Genomic DNA, 20540 nt, shown 5'->3' with positions numbered 1-20540 from the left:
CAATGATGCAGTGCATTTTGGGTATAAAGTAAGAATTGCAACATAACAAAGCAGGAAGCGATCATGTGGGACCAGAATAAACAAGAATATTTAAAGCGCTTGTCCAAGATTAAACCCTATCTTAAAAACAACAAATTTGTTGAGGCAAATGATTTAGTCACCGTACTTTCTCTGCTGATACACTCAGGTGACCGAGTCTGCATTGAAGGGGATAACCAAAAGCAAGCCAGTTTTTTGGCTATGACAATGGCTCAGTTAAATCCTGTAGAGATAAATCATTTGCACATGATCCAATCGGCGATTGCCTTGCCTGAACACCTGGATGTTTTTGAAAAAGGTATCGCTAATCGAATTGATTTCTCTTATTCTGGCCCGCAATCTGTGCGACTTGCCAATATGGTAAACGATAAAAAAATTGAGATAGGTAATATCCATACCTACAATGAGCTTTTTGGACGATTAGTAGCAGATTTGACACCTAATGTGTGTTTGTTGATGGCAGATAAAGCAGACAGGCAGGGTAATTTATTTACCGGCGCGAACACCGAGGAAACACCGGCCCTTATTGAGGCGACCAATTTTAAAAATGGTGTGGTTGTGGTTCAAGTTAATGAACTGGTTGAGCACTTACCACGAGTTGATATTCCTGGCGATTGGGTTGATGTTATTGTTCAAGGTCCGGAAACCTCCTATATCGAACCATTGTTTACCCGTGATCCGGCACAAATAGACGAAATAAAAATATTAATGGCTATGATGGTGATCAAAGGGATCTATGCCCCTTATCAAGTGAATATCTTAAATCACGGGGTAGGATTTAATACCTGTGCCATTGAATTACTTTTGCCGACCTATGGCGAATCATTGGGTTTAAAAGGAAAAATATGCCAACACTGGGTGGTTAATCCTTTACCTACTTTAATCCCTGCCATTGAAGCTGGATTTGTGAAAACAATTTATCCGTTTGGGGGAGAGGTAGGCATGAATCGTTACGCCGCTGCACGTCCCGACATTTTTTTTACGGGCAAAGAAGGGGAGTTACGTTCGAATCGTATGTTAGGCCAGTTGGCGGGGCATTATGCCTGTGACGTTTTTATCGGAGCAACATTGCAGATGGATCTGGAGGGCAATAGCTCGACCGCGGTTGAGGGGCGTATCGCGGGTTTTGGTGGCGCGCCTAATATGGGCTGTGATGCTCCTGGTCGACGCCATTCTTCTTATGCTTGGTTGAAAGCAGGACAAGAACGCAGCCAGGCATTGGCGACCAAAATGCCACGAGGAAGAAAACTGGTGATTCAAATGGTCGAGACGTTTCAGAGTTCAACACAACCTACATTTGTGGAGCAGTTGGATGCTTGGGCTTTACAAAAAGCGATGAATGCTGATTTGCCTGCGGTGATGATTTATGGAGATGATGTAAGTCATGTAGTGACTGAAGAAGGGATTGCCAATCTCCTGATGTGCCGCACGCTCGAAGAGCGTGAGCACGCCATTCGTGGGATTGCAGGGTATACTGAAGTTGGAATAATGCGCGATAAGATGAAAGTCGAGGAATTGCGTCATCGAGGAGTAATAAAACGTCCAGAGGATTTGGGGATTAAGGTGTCTGATGCAACTCGTGATTTATTGGCAGCCAAGTCAATTCGCGATCTTGTTGATTGCTCCCAAGGGTTATATGAACCGCCTGTAAAATTTAGAAATTGGTAGGACAAAGAATATGGAACATATGGAATTTCGTTTTACGCTTTCAGGGGAACGCCTTCAAGGTAAAAAAACAGTTTGTGGTGTAGTTGGCTCCGGGAATTTGGAAGTCATTATTGAAACCAATACTACTGCAGAAACGATTTTTAATATCCAGACGGCAGTTGAACATTACAAACCCGTTTGGAAAATGGTTATTGGTGATTTTGTGAGTCAACACCAACCCATCGGTTTGCAATTCACTCTCAATGATAATGGCGCAACACCAGCTGTTGTTTTATTACGCTTAAGCCAAGCGTTGGACGAGTTTTATGGCAACTGCAAAATAGGAAGTAACTATGAAGAGCTTGACGCGCGTGAGCGCATCCAGGTTATTTTTGATGAAGACTCCTTTACTGAGTGGCTTGCTGATGAAAAACTATACAGTCCCTATTTGGCCGCTTTAAATTTACCTGGTGAAGCAGATGACGGCGTTGTGATTGGCTCTGCATTGCTACAAAAGAGTAAAGTGCTTGTTGCCGCACAACAAAAAGATTTTATGGGTGGTGCCGTGGGCGAAATTCATGGTGCAAAGCTTACTGGTTTATTCAAAGCAGCGGTCGCGACGCAAGCTAAGGCCGTGGTTCTTCTCATTGATAGTGGTGGTGTGCGTTTGCACGAAGCAAATGCTGGAGAAATCGCAATTTCTGAGGCGATTCGCTCTATTTTTGAGGCACGACATCATGGAATAACCACTATAGGTGTGATTTGTGGTAAGAATGGTGCTTTTGGAGGCATGGGAATTATTTCAGCATGTTTGGATTATCTTGTGATTAATGAAACAGGACGTATTGGGGTATCAGGTCCTGAGGTGATTCAAGCAGTGGCAGGTATTGAGGCCTTTAATGCACAGGATAGGGCTTTGGTTTGGCGTGTGTACGGAGGAAAAACCCGCTATCTACAGGATATTGCGCAAAACTATGTCGGTTCGAATGTTGCAGAAATACGTACTCAATTGATTGCTGCTCTTGATAAAAATCTGCCGCTGAATCTTAGCTCTGTAAAACAAAAACAGGCGTTGTTAAAAAAACGGTTTCAAGAAACACAAGGATATCAAGAGCAGGGAACTTATCTGCGTCATGTTGCGCCAAATTATGCGGCAACTCTTTTTGATATGGATGAGCAGGAATTTTTACAGGCAGCAAAAAATATAAAAAAGAAACTGTAATTCATTGTAGCCTGGGTGCAGCGCAGCGGAACCCGGGAATGTGATTTAGATCGATCACCGGTTCCCCTGTGCTGCACCCAAGCTACAAAGTATTCAGTCTGTGATGATACAAAAGGAATAAAAAATGGTGGCATTAAAGGATCTTCTCAAACAGATATTTTCTCTGGAAGTTAAGTTGACTGAAAATCAATCCGTTGTTTATGGACATGCGACTTTGAAGAAGCAACGGGTACATATTCTTGGGGTCAAGGAATCAACATTTTTGGGGGCGGAGCAAGCACTGATTATGGCTCAGCATGTAATAGATATTCTTGAAAGCCAATCTAAAGATCCCGTTTTGCTCTTAGTGGATGTTGCGGGACAAGAGTTAACAATGCGTGATGAGTGGTTGGGGATGCAACAGTATTTTGGCCATTTACTCGAATGTTTGGAGTGTCTACGTCAACAAGGGAATGTGTTGATATCACTGGTTTATAACCAGGCATTAGGAGGTGCTTTTATTGCCTATGGTTTGATGGCGGATACCATTTTAGCTTTGCCTGATGCTGCTTTGGCTGTGATGTGGCTGGAAGGTATTGCTAAAGTAACAAAAATAGAATTAGCGACACTCCAAGAGCTTAGTAAAACATTCCCAGTTTTTGCTCCTGGGGTGCAAAATTTTTATGAGCTTGGTGGGGTGCATGAAATCGTCCGCATCCCCGAACTTACTGAAAAAATTGATTTAGCGATCCAAAAACACAGGACACAGGACGAACGAGCTTTCTTGGGAAATGAGCGTGGAGGCAGGAAGCTGGCGTTCTCGATTATCAATAAAGTAGCCAGTCATTTATGAACTCGCAACGGCATCATTTGATTTATCTTAAGCCTTATGCTGATTTTGTGATTACTTCATGTCATGAAGATCAGAAGATGATTGCCGGAGAGGTAGCACTTTGGCTAACACGAGGATTGCCTTGCATTTATGCGAAACAAGTTTGCTCCGCAACGAGTTTCGAAAGAGGCCTAATTAATTTGGGGGTAACTCTTTTTCACGAAAATAAAAAGCATCGAGTTGGCATGCAAGTTGCTCCTTCATTCGTGCAAAAACAACAGCCATTGCCACAACTTCTCGAGATGCAGAATTTTTTCTCCTCTTATTATGGGATAGAGGATTTAACGAGCATTACTGCTACATATCCAATTTCTGATATTGCTGTCTATGGATCATTTTTATTCCAATATTTATCTGGCGCCCCTTTTGTTAATGATGCTTCAGATCTTGATTTACTGATTCATTATCAAGAATATGCTTGGACTGATTTGCATGAAACAATTAGCGCGTTAACAAAGAAATTTAATCGTACGATTGATGGAGAGGTACGCTTTCCTAATTTTGGGGATATTCCAATCAAAGAATTACTCGATTTATCTGCAAAAAAATTGTTATGTAAGCGTAAGGACAGCATTACGTTATTATCAAGAGCTGAGCTTTATGAACACTATCCCTTGCTGTGAAAGAACGCTCGCCAAAATGGCGGTTCGAGCACTTTATTTGGAAGTGAAAGCTTATCCAAAACCAGGTTTAGTCAGTTTTGTGGATGCTGGGGCTCATCGCGATATGGACGGTGATACATTCTATCGTAGCCTGTTTGCTTTGCGCCATTATTTTTATCACATTACAAAAACAGGATTAGTCACCAATTCTTTTGAAGAATTAAAACAAATAGCGATTGCAGCAGAAGCGCACATGTTGAAAAAAACTTGGGGGGTGAATACACATCGTGGCGCTATTTTTGCCTTAGGTATTGTTTGCGTTTCGGTGATTCGTTTGGCTCAGGCAAAAAAACAATTCACACCTGCAGATGTGCACCGGCAAATATTAAATGATTGGCCAAAACATTTGCAAAACCATTTAGGTAATCCGGGAAGTCATGGTGCTTTAGTCCGTCAAAAATATAAGGTTCTTGATGCGAAGCACATGGCGATGCATGGTTATGAACTGATTTTTGAATTACTTCCTGCCTTTATGTCAATTTTTATGGAAACCCGATCGCTTGATACAGTGTGTTTATATGCTTACTCAGAGCTTTTATTGCGTATGGATGATACCAATATCTTGCATCGGAAAGGCAAGCTGGGGTTGAATTATGCGCAAGAGCGGGCTGCAGAATTATTGACGATTCAATGTGTGCAAACCCGCCAAAAAAAAGCGTTGGAATTGCATCACGTTTTCTCCACTATAGGGATTAGCCCAGGAGGGGTCGCTGATTTGCTCAGTGTTTTATTGTTTCTTGGCCAATTATTTTGTGAACCATTACGCGACTATTCCAATCTTAAAAAATTTTAGAAAATTCAATCTATACTATGATTAAGACTATGTTATTTATACGGCAATTCATTTTTTGAAAAGGGAGAGTATATGGAACCGTTCAATCATTTATCTCAAGCAGAAATAATACCCATACTTTCTCAAGCAACCATTTTTACAGGAATTGGCCTTATTGAACAAAAAATGCTTGCTGACAAATGCGTTATTGCAAGCTATAGAGCTGAAGAGATCGTCATCGAGCAAGGTGAAGTGGGGGATAAGCTTTATATTATTATTCGTGGTTCGGTGCAGGTTTCTGTAAAAACACAATCTATGGGTTGGAAGCGCGTTAATACTTTGGGAGCCGGTGATGTGTTTGGGGAAATTGCTATTTTACGTAATATTCGCAGAACGGCGCGTATTAGTACACTCACGGCATGTCAATTTCTGACGATTAATGCTAGAGATTTCTTGGCCGTTTATCAATATTTTCCTGCGCGAGCAAGAGACAATATTCAATTAGTTGTTGCAAAACGATTGCAACAAAGCGGTGCGCACATTCGTTTGTAAATACAGTTGGATATCTTCCGTGGGATATCAACAGTTGAAATAAATTGCAATTTCCGGAAATAAAATGGAAGCAAATTTTTTTAATATTATTTTAGGGTTTATCGAAGGATTTGGCCTGATTATTTCCCCTTGTATTTTGCCCATCCTACCTATTTTTTTAGCGGGTTCACTCACTGGATCCAAAAAAAGACCGGTAGGGATTATTGTCGGCTTTACTTTATTTTTTGCCTTATTCGTTTTCTTTTCGCATCAATTAGTACGTTATTTAAATATTGATTTTAATATCGTGCGCGCTATTGGCTATGTCGTTTTACTTCTTTTAGGGCTCATTATGCTCTCGAATTATTTAACAGAGCAATTTGGCAAAATAACACAGGGATTTACCCGCATAGGTAATTTTTTTTCTTCAGCAAATAAACCAGAAGCAGGATTTTGGAATGGGGTATTCTTTGGTGGAGTTATTGCCATTATTTGGACTCCTTGTGCGGGGCCGATTTTAGCGGCAATTATTGTACAAACCGCATTACAGAAAACGACAATAATTAGTTTCTTCACTTTGACGGCTTTTGCTTTAGGCGCTGCGATTCCTATGTTTATTATTTCCCTATACGGGAAAAAAATAATGAATACTTTTGCTTTTTTTAAAACGCGCGCAACTCTTTTCCGTAAATTTTTAGGCGGAATAATTATCGCGAGTGTCGTTTATATGATTTACTTTGAGGGCTATGTGGTTTCCTCTTCAGTGTCTCCGCAAACCGGGATTAAGACGTCAAACGCACTCATCAACGGGCTATGGTTTACCTATCCCGCACCACCGATACAAGGGATTGACGCGTGGATTAATTCTCCTCCTTTACGCTTAGTTGATTTGCATGGAAAAGTAGTTTTAATCGATTTCTGGACTTATTCATGTATTAATTGCTTGCGTACTTTACCTTATACCAAAGATTGGTATGCTCGGTATCATGATAAAGGATTAGTTATTATTGGTATCCACACCCCAGAATTTGATTTTGAAAAAAATCTAGATAATGTCAAAGCAGCTGTGACGCGATATGGGATTTTGTATCCTGTAGCACTTGATAATCAATTCGTTACCTGGAGGAACTATCAAAATAATTATTGGCCTGCACATTATTTAATTAATAAAAAGGGCGATGTGGTTTATAAGCATTTTGGTGAAGGGGATTACGATGTTATGGAGAATAATATTCGTTTTTTATTAGGGGTTAAGGATTTATCTACTTTAAGGGCATTAAAGGATACTTCATTTAACCTCATGCAGACACCAGAAACTTATTTAGGATATGTAAAAGCTGATGCGGACTACAGTCCGGAACTTATTAAAGACAAGACGGCACAATATCATTTTTCTAATACATTATCTCCTAACGCATGGGGCTTAGAGGGGGCGTGGCAAGTCAATGCTGAGAATATCATTGCGCAAGAAGCAAATGCTGCTCTAAAAATACATTTTAATGCGCGCAAGGTCTATGCGGTTATGGGCAATAGCGCTACAAAACCCATTAAGATCACTGTAATTTTAACCGACGCACCATCCGGTAAAAAACTTCAGGAACACAGTATCTTAATCGATAAATATTCCATCTATGAATTAATTTCCCAAAAGCAATTCACCAGTGGCTATCTTCAGATTATTGTTCATGAGCCTGGAATCAAAGTATACACATTTACCTTTGGCAGTTGATACTTGATTCCAACCTGAATGTTTCAATTTGATTTTATTGGCTAGGGGACGCCTGAACAACTGAATTATGAATTATTGATGCTTCCTTTTTTTCTTCCTGAAAGAAAGATGGTGTTTTGGGTCTGCTGATGCTGGAACCAGGTTCTTTTGTAGGAGTTTCACGAGTTGCTACAACAGCTTGGAGGGGCTTTGGTTTGAACTCTGGGTATTTTTTTTGCAACTCCAAAAAAGGTTCAATTTTAAATAAAAATTTAAATAATTCGATGGTCTCTGCGTCTTTTACGATTTGTTCTAAAAACATTCCAAAGTCGATAAAAATTTGTCCGTTGTGAAATACAGCAACCTCGGGGTTAATTGCACTTTCAATTTCTTGTTGTGTATATCCAGGAGAACTCCATCCACCAATTGCCTTAATTGCAGCATCTTTTTTTAATGCAAAGGAAAAGACATTCATCAACGCATCGCAAAATTTACTTGCATTCCCCATAGGGAGATCTACGAGCAAGCTTTTACCATAAACGTTAGATTTACTCGTAATTTTGATGCCAATTCTTTTATGATGAACGCTAAATGATTTTAAAAATAAAAGCACATTATCTGCTTTGACGAGTTCTCTTTTTGGGGTTATTGGATAAGGGGTAGTGATATCCATACTGCCCGGAATTTTTGTTAAGAGGCTTGCGAAGTTAAAAGCGCCAATATAAAAAAAGTGGCATGCACCACCGCCTAGAACATGTTCATATTTTATTGACTCAGTTGCATCCTTGGCTACGCTAAATAAGCTTACCTGTAAAAGTGGCCAGCCTGTATGGTAATTACGTAATAGCTCTGGGATTTTATCGCGGTCACTTTGCAATGCATTGTAGCGATTTAAGACGGAGCTCTGCTCTTCTTCCAAAAAAGAATGTATTGGCATGATCTTTCCTTTTATCAATTAAATGATGCTTCATAAGACACTATTGATTTACTGTGTATATAGGGGCTGTGTACAATACTACTGTCTTGACTAAAATCGCGGCATTTTAGCTTAAGCGAGCAATTGTAAACAGCCCCTATTTTTTGATAATCGAAAGAATCTTTTTTACCTCAGCAACGACTTTTCCTTCTTCATCAGTTATAGGAACAAAAAATTCGGACTCAATTTTTTGTTTTTCGTTGACTTCAAGTCGAATTTTTTCAACAAGCTCTGGGGATAATTCGAATCGTGCATAAATAGTTCCTTTGGCAGGTATTTTATAGCGAATAGACGCTGATTTATCCCATACAATGTACCCCTTTCCTAATAAATTCATGAGCATCAACATATAAAAGGGATCGGTCATTGAGTACATGGAACCGCCATAATGTGTTCCCACATAATTTTTATTCCAAAAGCGCATTTTCATCTGAACAACAATTTGAGTGCCATCAGCATGAAAATTTTTTACACTAATTCCAGCTCCCCAAAAAGGTGGCCAAAATCGCATCATTTTTAATAATGTCGAGAATTTCATTCGCTATTCCAGTACAATGGAGGCTATTTACAGATCTTATTTTTCATTTTAAGTCTATTGCAGTCAACAAATATTATATACTTCGACTTTTTTTAACGGATTGATTAGGTTTTATTATGCATCGTTTTATCGCAAAAAAATTTTTTATTCTCGCTACTCTACTTCCCCTCGCGGTAAATAGTGAAAGTAACTCCTATCTTCCACCTATTTTTACTGAGAAGGATAGGCTTGCAGAAATTCAGGAAGTATTTCCACTCATTGATAAACTGTATCAGAAGTACGCAGAGAAAAATCATGTTCCTGGCTATGCATATGGAATTATTGTGGATGGTCGTTTGGTACATACAGGAAATGGTGGCTACACTGATATTGCAAAAAAAATTCCTGCAACGCCGCAATCGATGTTTCGCATTGCGTCGATGACTAAAAGCTTCACTGCCATGGCTATTTTAAAACTTCGAGATGAGGGTAAATTAAGATTAGATGATCCTGCCTCCCTTTATATTCCTCAACTCAAAGATCAAAAATTAACTCAAGATGCCCCAGAGATTACGATTCGTGATTTATTAACGCATTCTGCGGGATTTCCAGAAGATAATCCCTGGGGTGATAGAAATCTGAATCAAACAGATGAAGAACTAATTGCTTTGGTGAAGCAAGGAATTGCACTATCTAATGTTTCTGAAACCTCATTTGAGTACAGTAACTTGGGGTACGCACTCCTGGGGTTGATTGTTAAAAAAGTATCAGGAGTTTCTTATCAGGACTATGTCGCAGCAAATATTTGGCAGCCTCTAAATATGAATCAGGTCGCTTGGGAGTTTGCGCAAGTTTCACCAAATCAATTAGCGCATGGTTATCAATGGGTGGATGGACATTGGCAAGAGGAGCCTCTCTTACACGATGGCAGTTATGCTTCTATGGGAGGAATGATTGCTTCCATAGAATCGTTTAGCCGTTACATGACATTGCATCAAACTGCGTGGCCTGCACGAAATGATGTGGAAACCGGGCCAATAAAAAGGAGTTCTATACGTGAAATGCACCAAGCGTGGCGATTTTATGCTGTAGACTCAAAAAATAAGGATCATGGCAAAGTATGTCCCACAATAAACGCTTATGGTTATGGATTAAGATGGTCTAGGGATTGTAATGCTCGAGTCGCTGTCGGACATACTGGTGGGTTGCCTGGGTTTGGAAGTAATTGGATCATATTGCCTGAATATGGCATAGGTGTGGTTTTATTAACGAATGTGACCTATGCAGCTGCAGAGGCAGTTAATGCGAAAGTGATTAACACACTCATTCATGAGGCACAACTTAAGCCAAGAGAGTTACCGCCCTCACATATATTAAGTGAACGACAAAAAGCATTGATGAAATTACTGCCTGAATGGAAGGATGCAAAAACAAGTGGAATATTTGCAGAGAATTTCTTTTTGGATTCATCTGTTGTGTTGTTACAAAAGAAAAGCCAAGAGCTTTTTGACAAGACAGGGAAAATCCTCGATGTTGGCGCGATCATTCCAAAAAATCAATTGCGGGGATATTTTATTCTGAAAGGGGAAAAAGCAAGTCTTAAAGTAAGTTTTAGTTTATCACCACAAAATGCGTTAATTCAGAATTATGAAATAAAAGTAAAAATGTAACCTGGATTGTAGTTGATTTACGTGAACGTTCGCGTGTCCGGAAAGTCTCATGTAGGTCGGGCCTTGGCCCGACAACTCCTTTCCTTAAAAAACTAACTTAATATGGATATTGCGGCAAATTTTTCCGGGAATGCTCAAGGGTAGGTACACGTTCATTTAAAATGGAGGAACCTGGGTTTCGTTTGGCTTCATCCAGGCTACGTTTAAAGAATACTTTGTGCAGATACAGCTTTTTCGCAAAGCATGCGCAATGCGCTGGCAATTTGTTTTAATTCTTTATTGTGTAATTGGTATTCCTTACCTAATTGAATTGGATCGGCAAAACTTAACCATACTTGAGCATCATGGTCTTCAGTAGCCATTATCCGTAAAGGTAAATCCAGTGCGATTGCCGCATTTTCTTGCATTAATGGGGTGCCTTTTGCAGGATTACCTATAATAAGAACTTCAGTTGGAAGTAGGGTGAGATTCACCTTTTGTGCTTCCTTGCTGTGATCAATATGAGCAAATATTTTTCCGCCTTGTTGCGTCACAATATCAACTACTCGTTCTATTGTTTGTGTGACAGAGTAAGGACTTTGTAACGCTTGTGAACCCGACCCTTCAGGAGCGCCCAGCTTAAAGTCAAATGCAGCCGCAATTTTTCGACCGAGAATATCTAAATCAATTAAATGTTCCTTATTAGCCAAAAGGGTAACGCATAAAAGTTCGTTTGCTGCAGTAAAACGACTTAAGAATGCTGAAAAGCCAGGAATATTGCCTTTGATTTCCATTAACCCAGGGTGTCCCGGAAATAGCCAGCCTGCATTGCCTGGAATGGTGGTTTTGTTATTTAAGGTAATACAATGATAAAGGAAATCTCTGTTCTCTGTTTCTTTAACTAAAATGGTCCCTGCCAGGCTGATATCCCATATGCTAATGTCCTCTGCAGAGGCGATAACGCCACTATGTGACATAGTGGTTGTCCAGGTGACCTCTGGGATTGCTTCATTCTCTGTGTTATAGCCTAGAGCAACTTCCATAGGGTCTATATAGATAGGATTATGCAAAAATTCGCTATGTTTAAAGGGAGGAGCATCTTTGTTCAGTTCATTAGCAATTGATGTTTTATTTTTGACAAAAAATGTTCGTTTTAGACCCACACGATTAATTTGATTTTTTGTTACATAGTCCTCGTAACTCATGTGACTGACTTTTTCAATAATAAGCCCCAATAAGTAATAATTGGTGGCACTAATTTGCATTTTGGTGCCTGAAGGAAAATATAAGCCTGGATCCTTAAATAAACTAAAAATGTCTTTAGGTTTATAATCTTTATGGAAAGAAAAACCGTCACATTGGGTGTAATCGGGTATTCCTGAACTGTGGGTTAGTAATTCTCGAATGGTGACACTTTGCCATGTTTGCGGAATTGAAATATAAGCAGACACTAAGTCATCTAGCTGCAGTTTCTTTTCTTCTTTTAATTGCATGATGGCTACTGCAGTAAATGCATGGGTTAATTGACCCACGTGAAAGAGTGTACGTGTCGAGACTAAAAGCTTTTTTTCTGTATCCGCGAATCCATAGCCGACTACTCGTGTAATATAGGGCGCTTGAACAATCGCCAGAGACATCCCAGGAATATTATTTTCTTCCATATACTCAATAATGAGATCGTCTACAGATCGGCCTAGATAAAGAGTATGAAAATCACCACGTCCGCTACCGGAAAGAGTATTCATTATTATTCCTTTCTGCAAACAAATTATTTTTTTAGTATAGATGAATATTGATGATAGTTTAGAGTGTGGTGAAGCTAAGAGTGCTCTAAAAAACAGATAATTTATGAGATAATAGTTTTCTAGAGTAAGCGAGCATGACGGTAGTGCATCGAAGTAAATGGAACATTCATAGGCATTTAAAAATGATAAAAATTGATCTTTTGCAAAATAATCTTGATGCGATCCCTGAACTTGCCCGGATTTGGCGAGAAGTTCTTGGAAAAATTTGGTTACCTGATGTGCCACTTGAAGTTGTAGAGCAGCGTTTTCTTGACCATGCGAATAACGATAAAATGCCTATGACGTTTGTCGCATTTGATGAAAAAAAACCAGTAGGGATGTGCAGTTTACGCGAAAATGATGGTATTCGCCCTGATTTAATGCCATGGTTAGGCTCCTTAACCGTAAAGCCCGAGTATCAAAACCAAGGACTCGGTAAACGCCTTATTGACGTAACTAAAGAGCAAGCAAGAAAAATGGGGTATGAGATTCTGTATCTTTTTGCCTTTGATCGAACGATTCCCAATTACTACCAATCTTTGGGATGGAACATTATCGATACTGACCGTTTTAAAGGACATCCTGTTACGGTAATGGAAATTATAATGTAAACCTTAATTATCCTCAGGATAATCACGAATACAACCCCCCCCCATAATTTTGCCTATATTTTGCATATTTTGTTCTCTTTTTTTGCATTTTTGGAAATTATTGACTAGCCTTTACTTGCACTAATAAGAACTCTTCTTATTGGTTTAAACATTTTAGGGAGAACATAATGAACCAGAATATTTTTCAAGGAAAATGGATGGAAATCAAAGGTCAAATGAAGCAATTTTGGGGAAAACTTACGGACGATGACCTAAAACAAATTGAAGGAAATCAAGAGGAAATTTTTGGAAAGCTAAGAAAACATTATGGCTATACGGAAGAGCAAGCCAAAAAAGCAGTACACGACTTTCAAAAGAAAATGCATCATTAAAAATGAACAGTGATTTCGCTTTATAAAAAGGAGTTTAATTATGGAAAACAGAGGAATTGTTAAATCCGGCGAGCTAACAGGCTCTAAGGTAATGAACCCCGCACATGAAAACCTCGGTGAGATAGCAGAGGTTGTTATCGATAAACAATCCGGAAAAGTAAGCTATCTCGTATTAGATTTTGGTGGTTTTCTGGGATTTGGAAATAAATACTTTGCGGTGCCCTGGAATCTTTTTTTATACGACAATAAAGATGATTGCTTTATTCTCAATGTTGAGAAGCACCATTTGCAAAATGCACCTGGTTTTGACAAAGATCATTGGCCAAATTTTTCAGCACCTGCATTTACGACGACAATAACTGGTTTTTATACAGGAGGTAAAAAATCATGAGCTCCTTATCAAAAATATTTTTTACCAGTTTACTTTGTAGTCTCTGTCGCTTCGTTTGCTAATGATAATACTATGGGTTCAAATGCCACTGGCACGAGCTCAAGTTCTACTGCAAAAAGCCCTAAGACTACTATGGGAACAAATTGGGTTTGTACTACCAATGCAAGTTCTAGTGAAAAAAGAGCAGATCAAGACGCGGATAAGAAAATGTCTGATCATACTGGTTCTGCTTCTAAATCATTTGCTTTTGCACAAAAACATTGTCGAGACTGTACACAAATCACTTGTAATGTGAAAAAGTAAATCTAATTACCTGCATGCCTATCCCAGGTATGCAGGTAACTTTTTCTAAAAAATATATTTTTTTCAATTAATTAGGCGTTTACCCTAGTTCCCTGTAACTCATGAATGAATTATTTTTTAATAGATTTGAAGAATTTAATAATTCTTCCTATGCTAAAAGGAGTTTTTAGTAATTCATTTTATGCCAAGGAAAGCAAATGAACATTTTAAAAACCCAAGTTTTAAATGGGCCTAACTATTGGTCAAACTACAGAAAAGAACTCATAGTTATCAAACTCGATCTAGGGAAATATGAAGAGCTTCCAACAAATCGTATCGCTGGATTCAAAGAGCGACTGATTCAGGCCTTACCTAGTTTACACAGTCATCGATGTTCTTTGGGGATTGAGGGTGGATTTTTAACACGAATTGAGGATGGCACATGGTTAGGACATGTGATTGAACATATTGCTTTGGAGTTGCAATGCCTTGCAGGCATGGACTGTGGTTTTGGTCGAACTTATGGGACTAAGGACTATGGGGTTTACCATGTGATTTTTGCCTATCAGATTGAAGAGGCTGGATTGTATGCCGGAAAAACAGCAATCGACTTCATAACCGCTATCGCAGAAGGCAATAAATATCCGCTTGCTGAAGCAATCAATCATTTAAAAGAGATTTTTAAAAAACAAGGTTTGGGACCAAGTACTCAAGCACTTGTAGACGAAGCCCAAAAAAGAAAAATTCCTTGGAAGCGTTATGAAAACAGTTCCTTAATTACATTGGGATATGGTCGAAATCAAAAAAAGATATGGGCTTCTGTGTCTTCGAAAACAAGCTCAATTGGTGTCGACGTTGCCTCCGATAAAGAGTTGACTAAGTGTATCCTTAATGCAAATTTTATCCCAACGCCTAAGGGAATGATTATTAGTTCTGAGGAGGCACTAAATGAGGCGATTGAACAATTAGGTTTCCCATTAGTAATTAAGCCACTTAATGGCAATCATGGAAAGGGCGTAACGACTAATATTAGCGATCTTAATAAAGCAAATTTTGGTTATGAGCTCGCAAAAAAATTTTCCGATCAATTGATTATAGAGCGCTTCATATCTGGAAATGATTATCGATTTTTAGTGGTAAATCATAAAGTGGTGGCGGTAGCCAAGCGTACACCTGCGCAAATTGTAGGTAATGGAGAACTGACAATTAATCAATTAATTCAACAGGCGAATGAGGATCCCAATCGAGGTGACTCTCATGAAAATATCCTGACAAAAATCAAAATTGATGAATCGACGTACTCTATTTTAAGACAAAATAATCTGACTCTGGGAAGTGTTTTACCTAAAGATCATATTTTAGATTTAAAAGAAACTGCAAATTTAAGCTCTGGTGGCACAGCTAAAGACGTTACCGATGCGGTTCATCCTTTTAATGTCTTTCTTGCAGAACGTGTAGCACGTCTCGTGAATTTAGACATTTGTGGAATAGATGTTATTTCAAAAGACATTAGTTGTCCGCTTAATGAGAATCATGGAGCCATTATTGAGGTTAATGCAGGCCCAGGATTAAGAATGCATCTGGCACCTAATGAGGGTAAGCCACGTAACGTAGCTGAGCCGATTTTAAATATGCTGTATCCAGCAAATTTAACGTCAAGAATTCCAATAGTCGCAGTTACAGGTACTAATGGAAAAACAACCGTAGTCAGATTGATTGCTCATCTTGCACGTGCTGTAAATCATTATACAGGGTATACAACCACTGACGGCATTTATATCAATAATAAATTAATCTATAGAGGAGATTGCAGCGGTCCAGCTAGTGCGCAAGCAGTTTTGTATGATCCTGAGGTTGATTATGCAGTATTAGAATGTGCTCGAGGGGGGATTTTACGTTCGGGCTTAGGTTTTGATGAGTGTGATATCAGTGTGATAACTAATATTACTGGCGATCATCTAGAGTTAAATGATATTCATACATTGGAGGAGATGGCGGAGGTCAAGGCGGTTGTTGGACGCAGCACCAAAGAAACAGGATATTCTATTTTGAATGCTGACGACAGGCTAAGCTATGACTTAAGACATGATTTACACTGCAACATTGCTTTGTTTAGTCTGTGTGATGGCCCACAGATTAGAAAGCACTGTAGTTTAGGTGGCTTGGCTGCTTATCTTGATCAAGGGAATATTGTTGTTCAACGAGGATCGGAACGGACTATTCTGGCGGATGTCAAATCAATACCGCTTAGTTTCCAAGGTTCTGCAACCAGCATGATCCAAAATATCTTAGCGGCGGTATTAGCTGGAGTTATCAGTCATTTCTCTTTAGATAAAATAAAAGAAGCCCTCCAGATGTTTTTCCCCACAGTTGAAAATCTTCCTGGCAGGATGAATCTTTTTCACTTTCCTCATTGTCAAATTATGCTCGATTATGCACATAACGAAGGTGCATTTCGTGAGTTAAAAAATTACCTTGCTTCGATTCCTTGTGCTAAAAAAATCGGAATTATTGGGGTAGTAGGTGATCGCCGTGATGAGGACATAGAGCAGTTGGGTTATCATGTTGCCTCCATGTTTGATGAAATTGTCATTCGTCATGATAAGGATGGACGCGGACGAACCCACCATGAAATGAACCAACTTTTTATTGCCGGAATCCTTCGTTCAGACTTTAAACCGTCTTTAAATATTATTTCAGATGAGATAGAGGCGATTGAACATATGATGGAAATGGCGGAACCCAATACTTTTATCTTTTGTGCGGTTGAGGATGTATTTGAAACCACCAATTTTCTCAAGAGAAAGGAAAAACAATTGATGATGGTCAATGAGGTTTACAATGATACCCAAAGCTAAGTTATTGATTATCGGTGGTGCAGAGGATAAAGGTGACAATGAACCAGTAGATATTTTTGAGCAAAAAAGAGAATTTACTCGTTACGAGATTTTAAGTGAATTATTACCTCCATCAAATAAGAAAATAGAAATTATTACAACGGGTTCAGAAATTCAGGATGAAGTAAAACAAATATACCAAAAAGTTTTTCATGATATGGGCTATAACAACATTGGGTTTCTTCCTATAAAAAAAAGAAGTGAAGCACGCAATAATGAGTATTTAAAAAGAGTAGAAGATACTGGAGCTATTTTTTTTACCGGAGGTGATCAGTTTCGCTTATCAACAATATTAGGTGGCACCCCTATTGTTGATATTATTAAAGAACGATATCTGCTGGATAGTGATTTTATTATTGCGGGTACCAGTGCTGGAGCTATGGTTATGGGCACGGTAATGATTACCGGGGGCGGTTTATCAGAGGCTTTAAGGTATCGAAACTTGTTAACCTCTTCAGGATTAGGGATCTTATTGTCTTGTATTATTGATACACATTTCATTAAAAGAGGTCGATTTAGTCGACTTGCACATGCAATTATTATGAACCCAGAACAATTGGGTATTGGCTTGGGTGAGGATACGGCTCTGGTCATTCGCAATGGCTCAGAGGCAGAGTGTTATGGCTCGGGTATGGTAGTTATTATTGATGGCAGAAATATTGATCAAACGAATATCACCGATGTTGAAGAAGGGGAGCCTGTATTTGTTGAAAATTTAATTGTGCATCTTTTGGTCAAGGGATGTCAATTTTCTATTGCAAATCGCACCTTAGCAAACCCCGCAATCCCTCCCAATAAATTATCTAAATGACGGAATAACGTGATGAATAAAATTGCAATCGCAGTACATGGTGGCGCTAGTGAAAACTATTCTTTCTTGCAAGAACATCAAAAGGAATTTGCATATGGTCTAGCTCAAGCAGTTGAAATGGGTTATTCAGTGCTTGATAAAGGTGGTTCTGCTTTAGATGCAGTAGAGTCGGCAGTTGGTATTCTAGAGGACAATCCATTATTTAATGCAGGAAAAGGTTCTGCATTAAATTCTCGCGGTGAAGTTGAAATGGATGCCTCGATCATGAGTGGCAAAGAGTTACAAGCCGGCGCTGTGTCTATGGTACGCACTGTAAAAAATCCGATTTATTTGGCAAGGTTAGTGATGGAGAAAACGAGACATGTCTTTCTTTCAGGATACGGTGCTTTAGAAATAGCAAAAAAGTATGGTTTAGACATGGAAGCAGAGTCTTATTTTATCACCCCTCATCAGTATGAAATGTATCAAGAGCTCAATAAAATAGAGACTATGGAAGACATTCAGAATAAGAAAATGAAAGGGACAGTAGGTGCCGTAGCTTTAGATGTACAAGGAAATCTTGCTGCAGCAACATCAACAGGTGGAACCAGTAATTGCCTTCCAGGACGAATTGGTGACAGTTGTGTGATTGGTGCTGGATGTTATGCTAATAATGCAACATGCGCAGTGTCTGGAACAGGGGTAGGCGAATATTTAATTAGAGGCGTGGTTGGTCATACTATCTCTATGATGATGGAATTTGATATGTCCATCCAGGAGGCATGTGATTATGTAATTCATGAACGCAATAAGCAGTTAAATAGGGAAATGGGCGTTATTGCGCTGAATCGAAATGGTGATTTTGGTATTTCTTTTAATACTGAAATTATGAAAAGAGCATGGCGAAGCTCATCGCAAGCAATGCAAATTAAGTTATTTGATTAGACCAAGCATATTGTACTTGAATGCAGTGAGGTGAACTCCTCGTCATCCCGAGCATGGCAAAGTATCTCCATTCTGTAGCTGTGTTATGAAAGAGACCCCTCGCAGTTCTCGGAATGACTTGCTGTCCTATTTTATAGTGGGGGAGGAGGACGTCGACCAAGTAGCCCCATTACAAGAAATACGACAAAGATAACAAGAAATAAAAAGAATAAAATTTTTGCAATTCCTGCAGCCGCTACTGCAATTCCACCAAATCCAAATGCAGCGGCAATGATGGCTACGATAAAAAATATGAGAGCCCAATATAACATAACAACCTCCTTGTGTTTTTATTGAACAGAGTATTCATTTAAATTATAGCTAAAAATTAGGAATAAGAATGATTATAGCCTGGGACTGCGTAGCGGATTCTGGGAAATCAGGTTATGCCGGCATCGCAAGGGATAGTGTAGGTTCCTGTTTTGATGAGAGTTCCAGGGTTTTGGTCCTTCGGACCTGCACCCTGGCTACAATGTTTTAAAAAAAAGGGGAATATTGCGCTATTTAAGTGACCGTATTAATACAGAATCGCAATCATGAGTAAACTGGTAGCAATTAAACCAATTAGTGCAAGACTGGAATTGCCTCCAGGAACCAAGTGGCTTTCTGTTGTGATTAATGTTTGACGGCCTCTCCATGCCATGATCGCAGGCAATAACAACAGTAAAATAACACAACAGATACCAGCATAGCTTAATGCATGCAGATAAATCCCTGGATTTAATAGAACTACTGCGAGTGGAGGAAGGAATGTTAAGAGCAAAATATATTTTCCTTGGTTTCCTGATTTCTTTAGTTTTAATCCATCCGCCAGGAAATCAAATAATCCTAAAGAGACACCTAAAAATGCGGTGAGCATACAGATGGAAGTAAAAAAGCCGAAGAATCCGCTAATCCATTGATTTTGAACGGATTGGCTTAAAGCTTCTGTTAATCCACTGGTAGCATGTTCTGAATTCATGAGGGCAAGCAGTCCATTTTCTCCTTCACGAGAGACAACGCCCATAATGACCGCATCCCAAACAATGTAACATGCAAGAGGGATAAGCGAACCGAAGAGTATCACTCGCCTTAGGCTGCGTACATCATCCCCAAAATAGTCTCGTAAGCTGGGTATTATCGATGCATAGCCGAATGAAGTAATTAAAATCATTAAAGTGCCTGTAAAAGCACGTGCTGAACCATCAGTTAGGCCCAGCGTAGAAGCATGAGGGCTAATAATTGCAACTAATAAAACGTATATGCCTAATTTTCCAAACATTAAACCACGGTTCACATAATCTACAGAGCGTATGCCTTTGTAAACAATTAAACTGAATAAAAGTGTAAATAGGATCGCAGTGACGCTGGGAGGCAAATTAATATTCATTTTATGCAATAAGCTATTGAATACGTCGCTGCCACCTGAAATATAAGCTGAGAGGAGGGTATAGAGTAAAAATAAGTACGTGATCCAAGCAATGATTTGGCCCGGTAAACCCAAAGTGGATTTAGCCATGGATATCATGTTGCTGCCTGGTGGAAGACGTAGATTAACCTCTAAGAGTAATAAGGCACCTGCAGTCATGACCAGCCAGCAAAAGAATAAGAAGAAAATTGAATTGCTAAAGCCTACTTCCGCTGTAGAGACAGGTAAGGCTAGCATTCCTCCACCTATTGACGTTCCTACTATAAGTAATATTCCACCTATTAGTTTTGAATTGATCATGAGATATAATCCAAAATAGTATAAAAATAATTCAATATGATACTTTATTATTCATTTATAGTCAATCGTATCATAGCCCTTAAAATTCAGAATTGATGCATAAAATTCTAATTTATATTCCCACATGA

Annotated in this window: 20 protein-coding genes; 15 read left to right on the top strand and 5 right to left on the bottom strand. The window is 39.1% G+C overall.

Annotated elements, in window-relative coordinates:
* The first annotated feature begins 63 nt into the window (after nucleotides 1–63).
* The 7 genes from mdcA (at nucleotide 64) to BGO44_RS13405 (ending at nucleotide 7473) form a co-directional block, all read left to right on the top strand.
* The gene (gene mdcA / locus BGO44_RS13435) at nucleotides 64–1707 is read left to right on the top strand and encodes a malonate decarboxylase subunit alpha (RefSeq protein WP_058509374.1); all 1644 of its coding nucleotides are present in this window, start codon (nucleotides 64–66) and stop codon (nucleotides 1705–1707) included.
* 10 nt (nucleotides 1708–1717) lie between these two features.
* Complete coding sequence (locus tag BGO44_RS13430; protein ID WP_058509375.1) at nucleotides 1718–2908, top strand: biotin-independent malonate decarboxylase subunit beta; 1191 nt, start codon at nucleotides 1718–1720, stop codon at nucleotides 2906–2908.
* 124 nt (nucleotides 2909–3032) lie between these two features.
* Nucleotides 3033–3740 (top strand): biotin-independent malonate decarboxylase subunit gamma, encoded by a 708-nt coding sequence (locus BGO44_RS13425; protein WP_273197357.1) that lies wholly within the window; start codon nucleotides 3033–3035, stop codon nucleotides 3738–3740.
* Nucleotides 3737–4402 (top strand): phosphoribosyl-dephospho-CoA transferase MdcG domain-containing protein, encoded by a 666-nt coding sequence (locus tag BGO44_RS13420; protein ID WP_273197355.1) that lies wholly within the window; start codon nucleotides 3737–3739, stop codon nucleotides 4400–4402. Before BGO44_RS13425 ends, BGO44_RS13420 begins: the two co-directional genes overlap by 4 nt.
* Complete coding sequence (locus BGO44_RS13415; protein ID WP_058509378.1) at nucleotides 4380–5234, top strand: triphosphoribosyl-dephospho-CoA synthase; 855 nt, start codon at nucleotides 4380–4382, stop codon at nucleotides 5232–5234. Before BGO44_RS13420 ends, BGO44_RS13415 begins: the two co-directional genes overlap by 23 nt.
* A 72-nt stretch (nucleotides 5235–5306) precedes the next feature.
* On the top strand, nucleotides 5307–5765 hold the full coding sequence (locus tag BGO44_RS13410; protein ID WP_058509379.1) for a cyclic nucleotide-binding domain-containing protein: 459 nt from the start codon (nucleotides 5307–5309) through the stop codon (nucleotides 5763–5765).
* A 64-nt stretch (nucleotides 5766–5829) separates the two neighbouring features.
* A complete protein-coding gene (locus BGO44_RS13405) occupies nucleotides 5830–7473 on the top strand; it encodes a cytochrome c biogenesis protein DipZ (protein ID WP_273197351.1) in 1644 nt (547 codons plus the stop codon).
* A gap of 34 nt (nucleotides 7474–7507) precedes the next feature.
* On the opposite strand, the gene BGO44_RS13400 is transcribed toward BGO44_RS13405, so the two are convergent.
* Nucleotides 7508–8389 carry a hypothetical protein gene (locus BGO44_RS13400; protein WP_273197349.1) on the bottom strand — a complete coding sequence of 294 codons (882 nt, stop codon included), beginning with the start codon at nucleotides 8387–8389 and terminating at the stop codon, nucleotides 7508–7510.
* A gap of 136 nt (nucleotides 8390–8525) precedes the next feature.
* Entirely contained in the window at nucleotides 8526–8966 is a 441-nt protein-coding gene (locus BGO44_RS13395; RefSeq protein WP_273197347.1) for a DUF4442 domain-containing protein, read from the bottom strand.
* A 116-nt stretch (nucleotides 8967–9082) separates the two neighbouring features.
* Here BGO44_RS13395 and BGO44_RS13390 point away from each other — a divergent pair, with 116 nt between their 5' ends.
* Entirely contained in the window at nucleotides 9083–10615 is a 1533-nt protein-coding gene (locus tag BGO44_RS13390; protein ID WP_273197344.1) for a serine hydrolase domain-containing protein, read from the top strand.
* A gap of 203 nt (nucleotides 10616–10818) precedes the next feature.
* On the opposite strand, the gene BGO44_RS13385 is transcribed toward BGO44_RS13390, so the two are convergent.
* A complete protein-coding gene (locus tag BGO44_RS13385; RefSeq protein WP_058509384.1) occupies nucleotides 10819–12339 on the bottom strand; it encodes a serine hydrolase in 1521 nt (506 codons plus the stop codon).
* 182 nt (nucleotides 12340–12521) lie between these two features.
* On the opposite strand from BGO44_RS13385, the gene BGO44_RS13380 reads away from it, so the two are divergent.
* From BGO44_RS13380 to BGO44_RS13350, 7 genes are all read left to right on the top strand, one after another.
* The gene (locus tag BGO44_RS13380) at nucleotides 12522–12989 is read left to right on the top strand and encodes a GNAT family N-acetyltransferase (RefSeq protein ID WP_058509385.1); all 468 of its coding nucleotides are present in this window, start codon (nucleotides 12522–12524) and stop codon (nucleotides 12987–12989) included.
* A 167-nt stretch (nucleotides 12990–13156) separates the two neighbouring features.
* Complete coding sequence (locus tag BGO44_RS13375; RefSeq protein ID WP_058476887.1) at nucleotides 13157–13360, top strand: CsbD family protein; 204 nt, start codon at nucleotides 13157–13159, stop codon at nucleotides 13358–13360.
* A 40-nt stretch (nucleotides 13361–13400) separates the two neighbouring features.
* A complete protein-coding gene (locus BGO44_RS13370; RefSeq protein WP_058509386.1) occupies nucleotides 13401–13751 on the top strand; it encodes a PRC-barrel domain-containing protein in 351 nt (116 codons plus the stop codon).
* A 72-nt stretch (nucleotides 13752–13823) separates the two neighbouring features.
* Nucleotides 13824–14054: a hypothetical protein gene (locus tag BGO44_RS13365; protein ID WP_058509387.1), complete on the top strand. Its 231-nt coding sequence runs from the start codon at nucleotides 13824–13826 to the stop codon at nucleotides 14052–14054.
* Between the two features lie 197 nt (nucleotides 14055–14251).
* Nucleotides 14252–16891, top strand: coding sequence for a cyanophycin synthetase (gene cphA, locus BGO44_RS13360; RefSeq protein ID WP_058509388.1), 2640 nt, complete (start codon nucleotides 14252–14254; stop codon nucleotides 16889–16891).
* Nucleotides 16875–17741, top strand: coding sequence for a cyanophycinase (locus BGO44_RS13355; protein ID WP_058509389.1), 867 nt, complete (start codon nucleotides 16875–16877; stop codon nucleotides 17739–17741). Before cphA ends, BGO44_RS13355 begins: the two co-directional genes overlap by 17 nt.
* Before the next feature lie 12 nt (nucleotides 17742–17753).
* Nucleotides 17754–18665, top strand: a complete 912-nt coding sequence (locus BGO44_RS13350) for an isoaspartyl peptidase/L-asparaginase family protein (RefSeq protein WP_273197336.1) — start codon at nucleotides 17754–17756, stop codon at nucleotides 18663–18665.
* 131 nt (nucleotides 18666–18796) lie between these two features.
* Here BGO44_RS13350 and BGO44_RS13345 read toward each other — a convergent pair whose 3' ends face one another.
* Together BGO44_RS13345 and BGO44_RS13340 are read right to left on the bottom strand one after the other, a co-directional pair.
* Complete coding sequence (locus tag BGO44_RS13345) at nucleotides 18797–18976, bottom strand: DUF1328 domain-containing protein (protein ID WP_058509391.1); 180 nt, start codon at nucleotides 18974–18976, stop codon at nucleotides 18797–18799.
* A 245-nt stretch (nucleotides 18977–19221) separates the two neighbouring features.
* Complete coding sequence (locus tag BGO44_RS13340; RefSeq protein WP_058509392.1) at nucleotides 19222–20412, bottom strand: amino acid permease; 1191 nt, start codon at nucleotides 20410–20412, stop codon at nucleotides 19222–19224.
* Nucleotides 20413–20540: the final 128 nt, after the last annotated feature.

Origin of the sequence: Legionella sp. 39-23 (genome assembly GCF_001897665.1) — a bacterium.
In the GTDB taxonomy this organism is placed as follows: domain Bacteria; phylum Pseudomonadota; class Gammaproteobacteria; order Legionellales; family Legionellaceae; genus Legionella; species Legionella steelei.
This window is presented reverse-complemented; position numbering and strand designations above follow the sequence as displayed.

What these genes read in the sequence shown, in the direction of transcription:
- mdcA (WP_058509374.1), top strand. Translation starts at nt 64, where the DNA reads ATGTGGGACCAGAATAAACAAGAATATTTAAAGCGCTTGTCCAAGATT.
- BGO44_RS13430 (WP_058509375.1), top strand. Translation starts at nt 1,718, where the DNA reads ATGGAACATATGGAATTTCGTTTTACGCTTTCAGGGGAACGCCTTCAA.
- BGO44_RS13425 (WP_273197357.1), top strand. Translation starts at nt 3,033, where the DNA reads ATGGTGGCATTAAAGGATCTTCTCAAACAGATATTTTCTCTGGAAGTT.
- BGO44_RS13420 (WP_273197355.1), top strand. Translation starts at nt 3,737, where the DNA reads ATGAACTCGCAACGGCATCATTTGATTTATCTTAAGCCTTATGCTGAT.
- BGO44_RS13415 (WP_058509378.1), top strand. Translation starts at nt 4,380, where the DNA reads ATGAACACTATCCCTTGCTGTGAAAGAACGCTCGCCAAAATGGCGGTT.
- BGO44_RS13410 (WP_058509379.1), top strand. Translation starts at nt 5,307, where the DNA reads ATGGAACCGTTCAATCATTTATCTCAAGCAGAAATAATACCCATACTT.
- BGO44_RS13405 (WP_273197351.1), top strand. Translation starts at nt 5,830, where the DNA reads ATGGAAGCAAATTTTTTTAATATTATTTTAGGGTTTATCGAAGGATTT.
- BGO44_RS13400 (WP_273197349.1), bottom strand. Translation starts at nt 8,389, where the DNA reads ATGCCAATACATTCTTTTTTGGAAGAAGAGCAGAGCTCCGTCTTAAAT.
- BGO44_RS13395 (WP_273197347.1), bottom strand. Translation starts at nt 8,966, where the DNA reads ATGAAATTCTCGACATTATTAAAAATGATGCGATTTTGGCCACCTTTT.
- BGO44_RS13390 (WP_273197344.1), top strand. Translation starts at nt 9,083, where the DNA reads ATGCATCGTTTTATCGCAAAAAAATTTTTTATTCTCGCTACTCTACTT.
- BGO44_RS13385 (WP_058509384.1), bottom strand. Translation starts at nt 12,339, where the DNA reads ATGAATACTCTTTCCGGTAGCGGACGTGGTGATTTTCATACTCTTTAT.
- BGO44_RS13380 (WP_058509385.1), top strand. Translation starts at nt 12,522, where the DNA reads ATGATAAAAATTGATCTTTTGCAAAATAATCTTGATGCGATCCCTGAA.
- BGO44_RS13375 (WP_058476887.1), top strand. Translation starts at nt 13,157, where the DNA reads ATGAACCAGAATATTTTTCAAGGAAAATGGATGGAAATCAAAGGTCAA.
- BGO44_RS13370 (WP_058509386.1), top strand. Translation starts at nt 13,401, where the DNA reads ATGGAAAACAGAGGAATTGTTAAATCCGGCGAGCTAACAGGCTCTAAG.
- BGO44_RS13365 (WP_058509387.1), top strand. Translation starts at nt 13,824, where the DNA reads ATGGGTTCAAATGCCACTGGCACGAGCTCAAGTTCTACTGCAAAAAGC.
- cphA (WP_058509388.1), top strand. Translation starts at nt 14,252, where the DNA reads ATGAACATTTTAAAAACCCAAGTTTTAAATGGGCCTAACTATTGGTCA.
- BGO44_RS13355 (WP_058509389.1), top strand. Translation starts at nt 16,875, where the DNA reads ATGATACCCAAAGCTAAGTTATTGATTATCGGTGGTGCAGAGGATAAA.
- BGO44_RS13350 (WP_273197336.1), top strand. Translation starts at nt 17,754, where the DNA reads ATGAATAAAATTGCAATCGCAGTACATGGTGGCGCTAGTGAAAACTAT.
- BGO44_RS13345 (WP_058509391.1), bottom strand. Translation starts at nt 18,976, where the DNA reads ATGTTATATTGGGCTCTCATATTTTTTATCGTAGCCATCATTGCCGCT.
- BGO44_RS13340 (WP_058509392.1), bottom strand. Translation starts at nt 20,412, where the DNA reads ATGATCAATTCAAAACTAATAGGTGGAATATTACTTATAGTAGGAACG.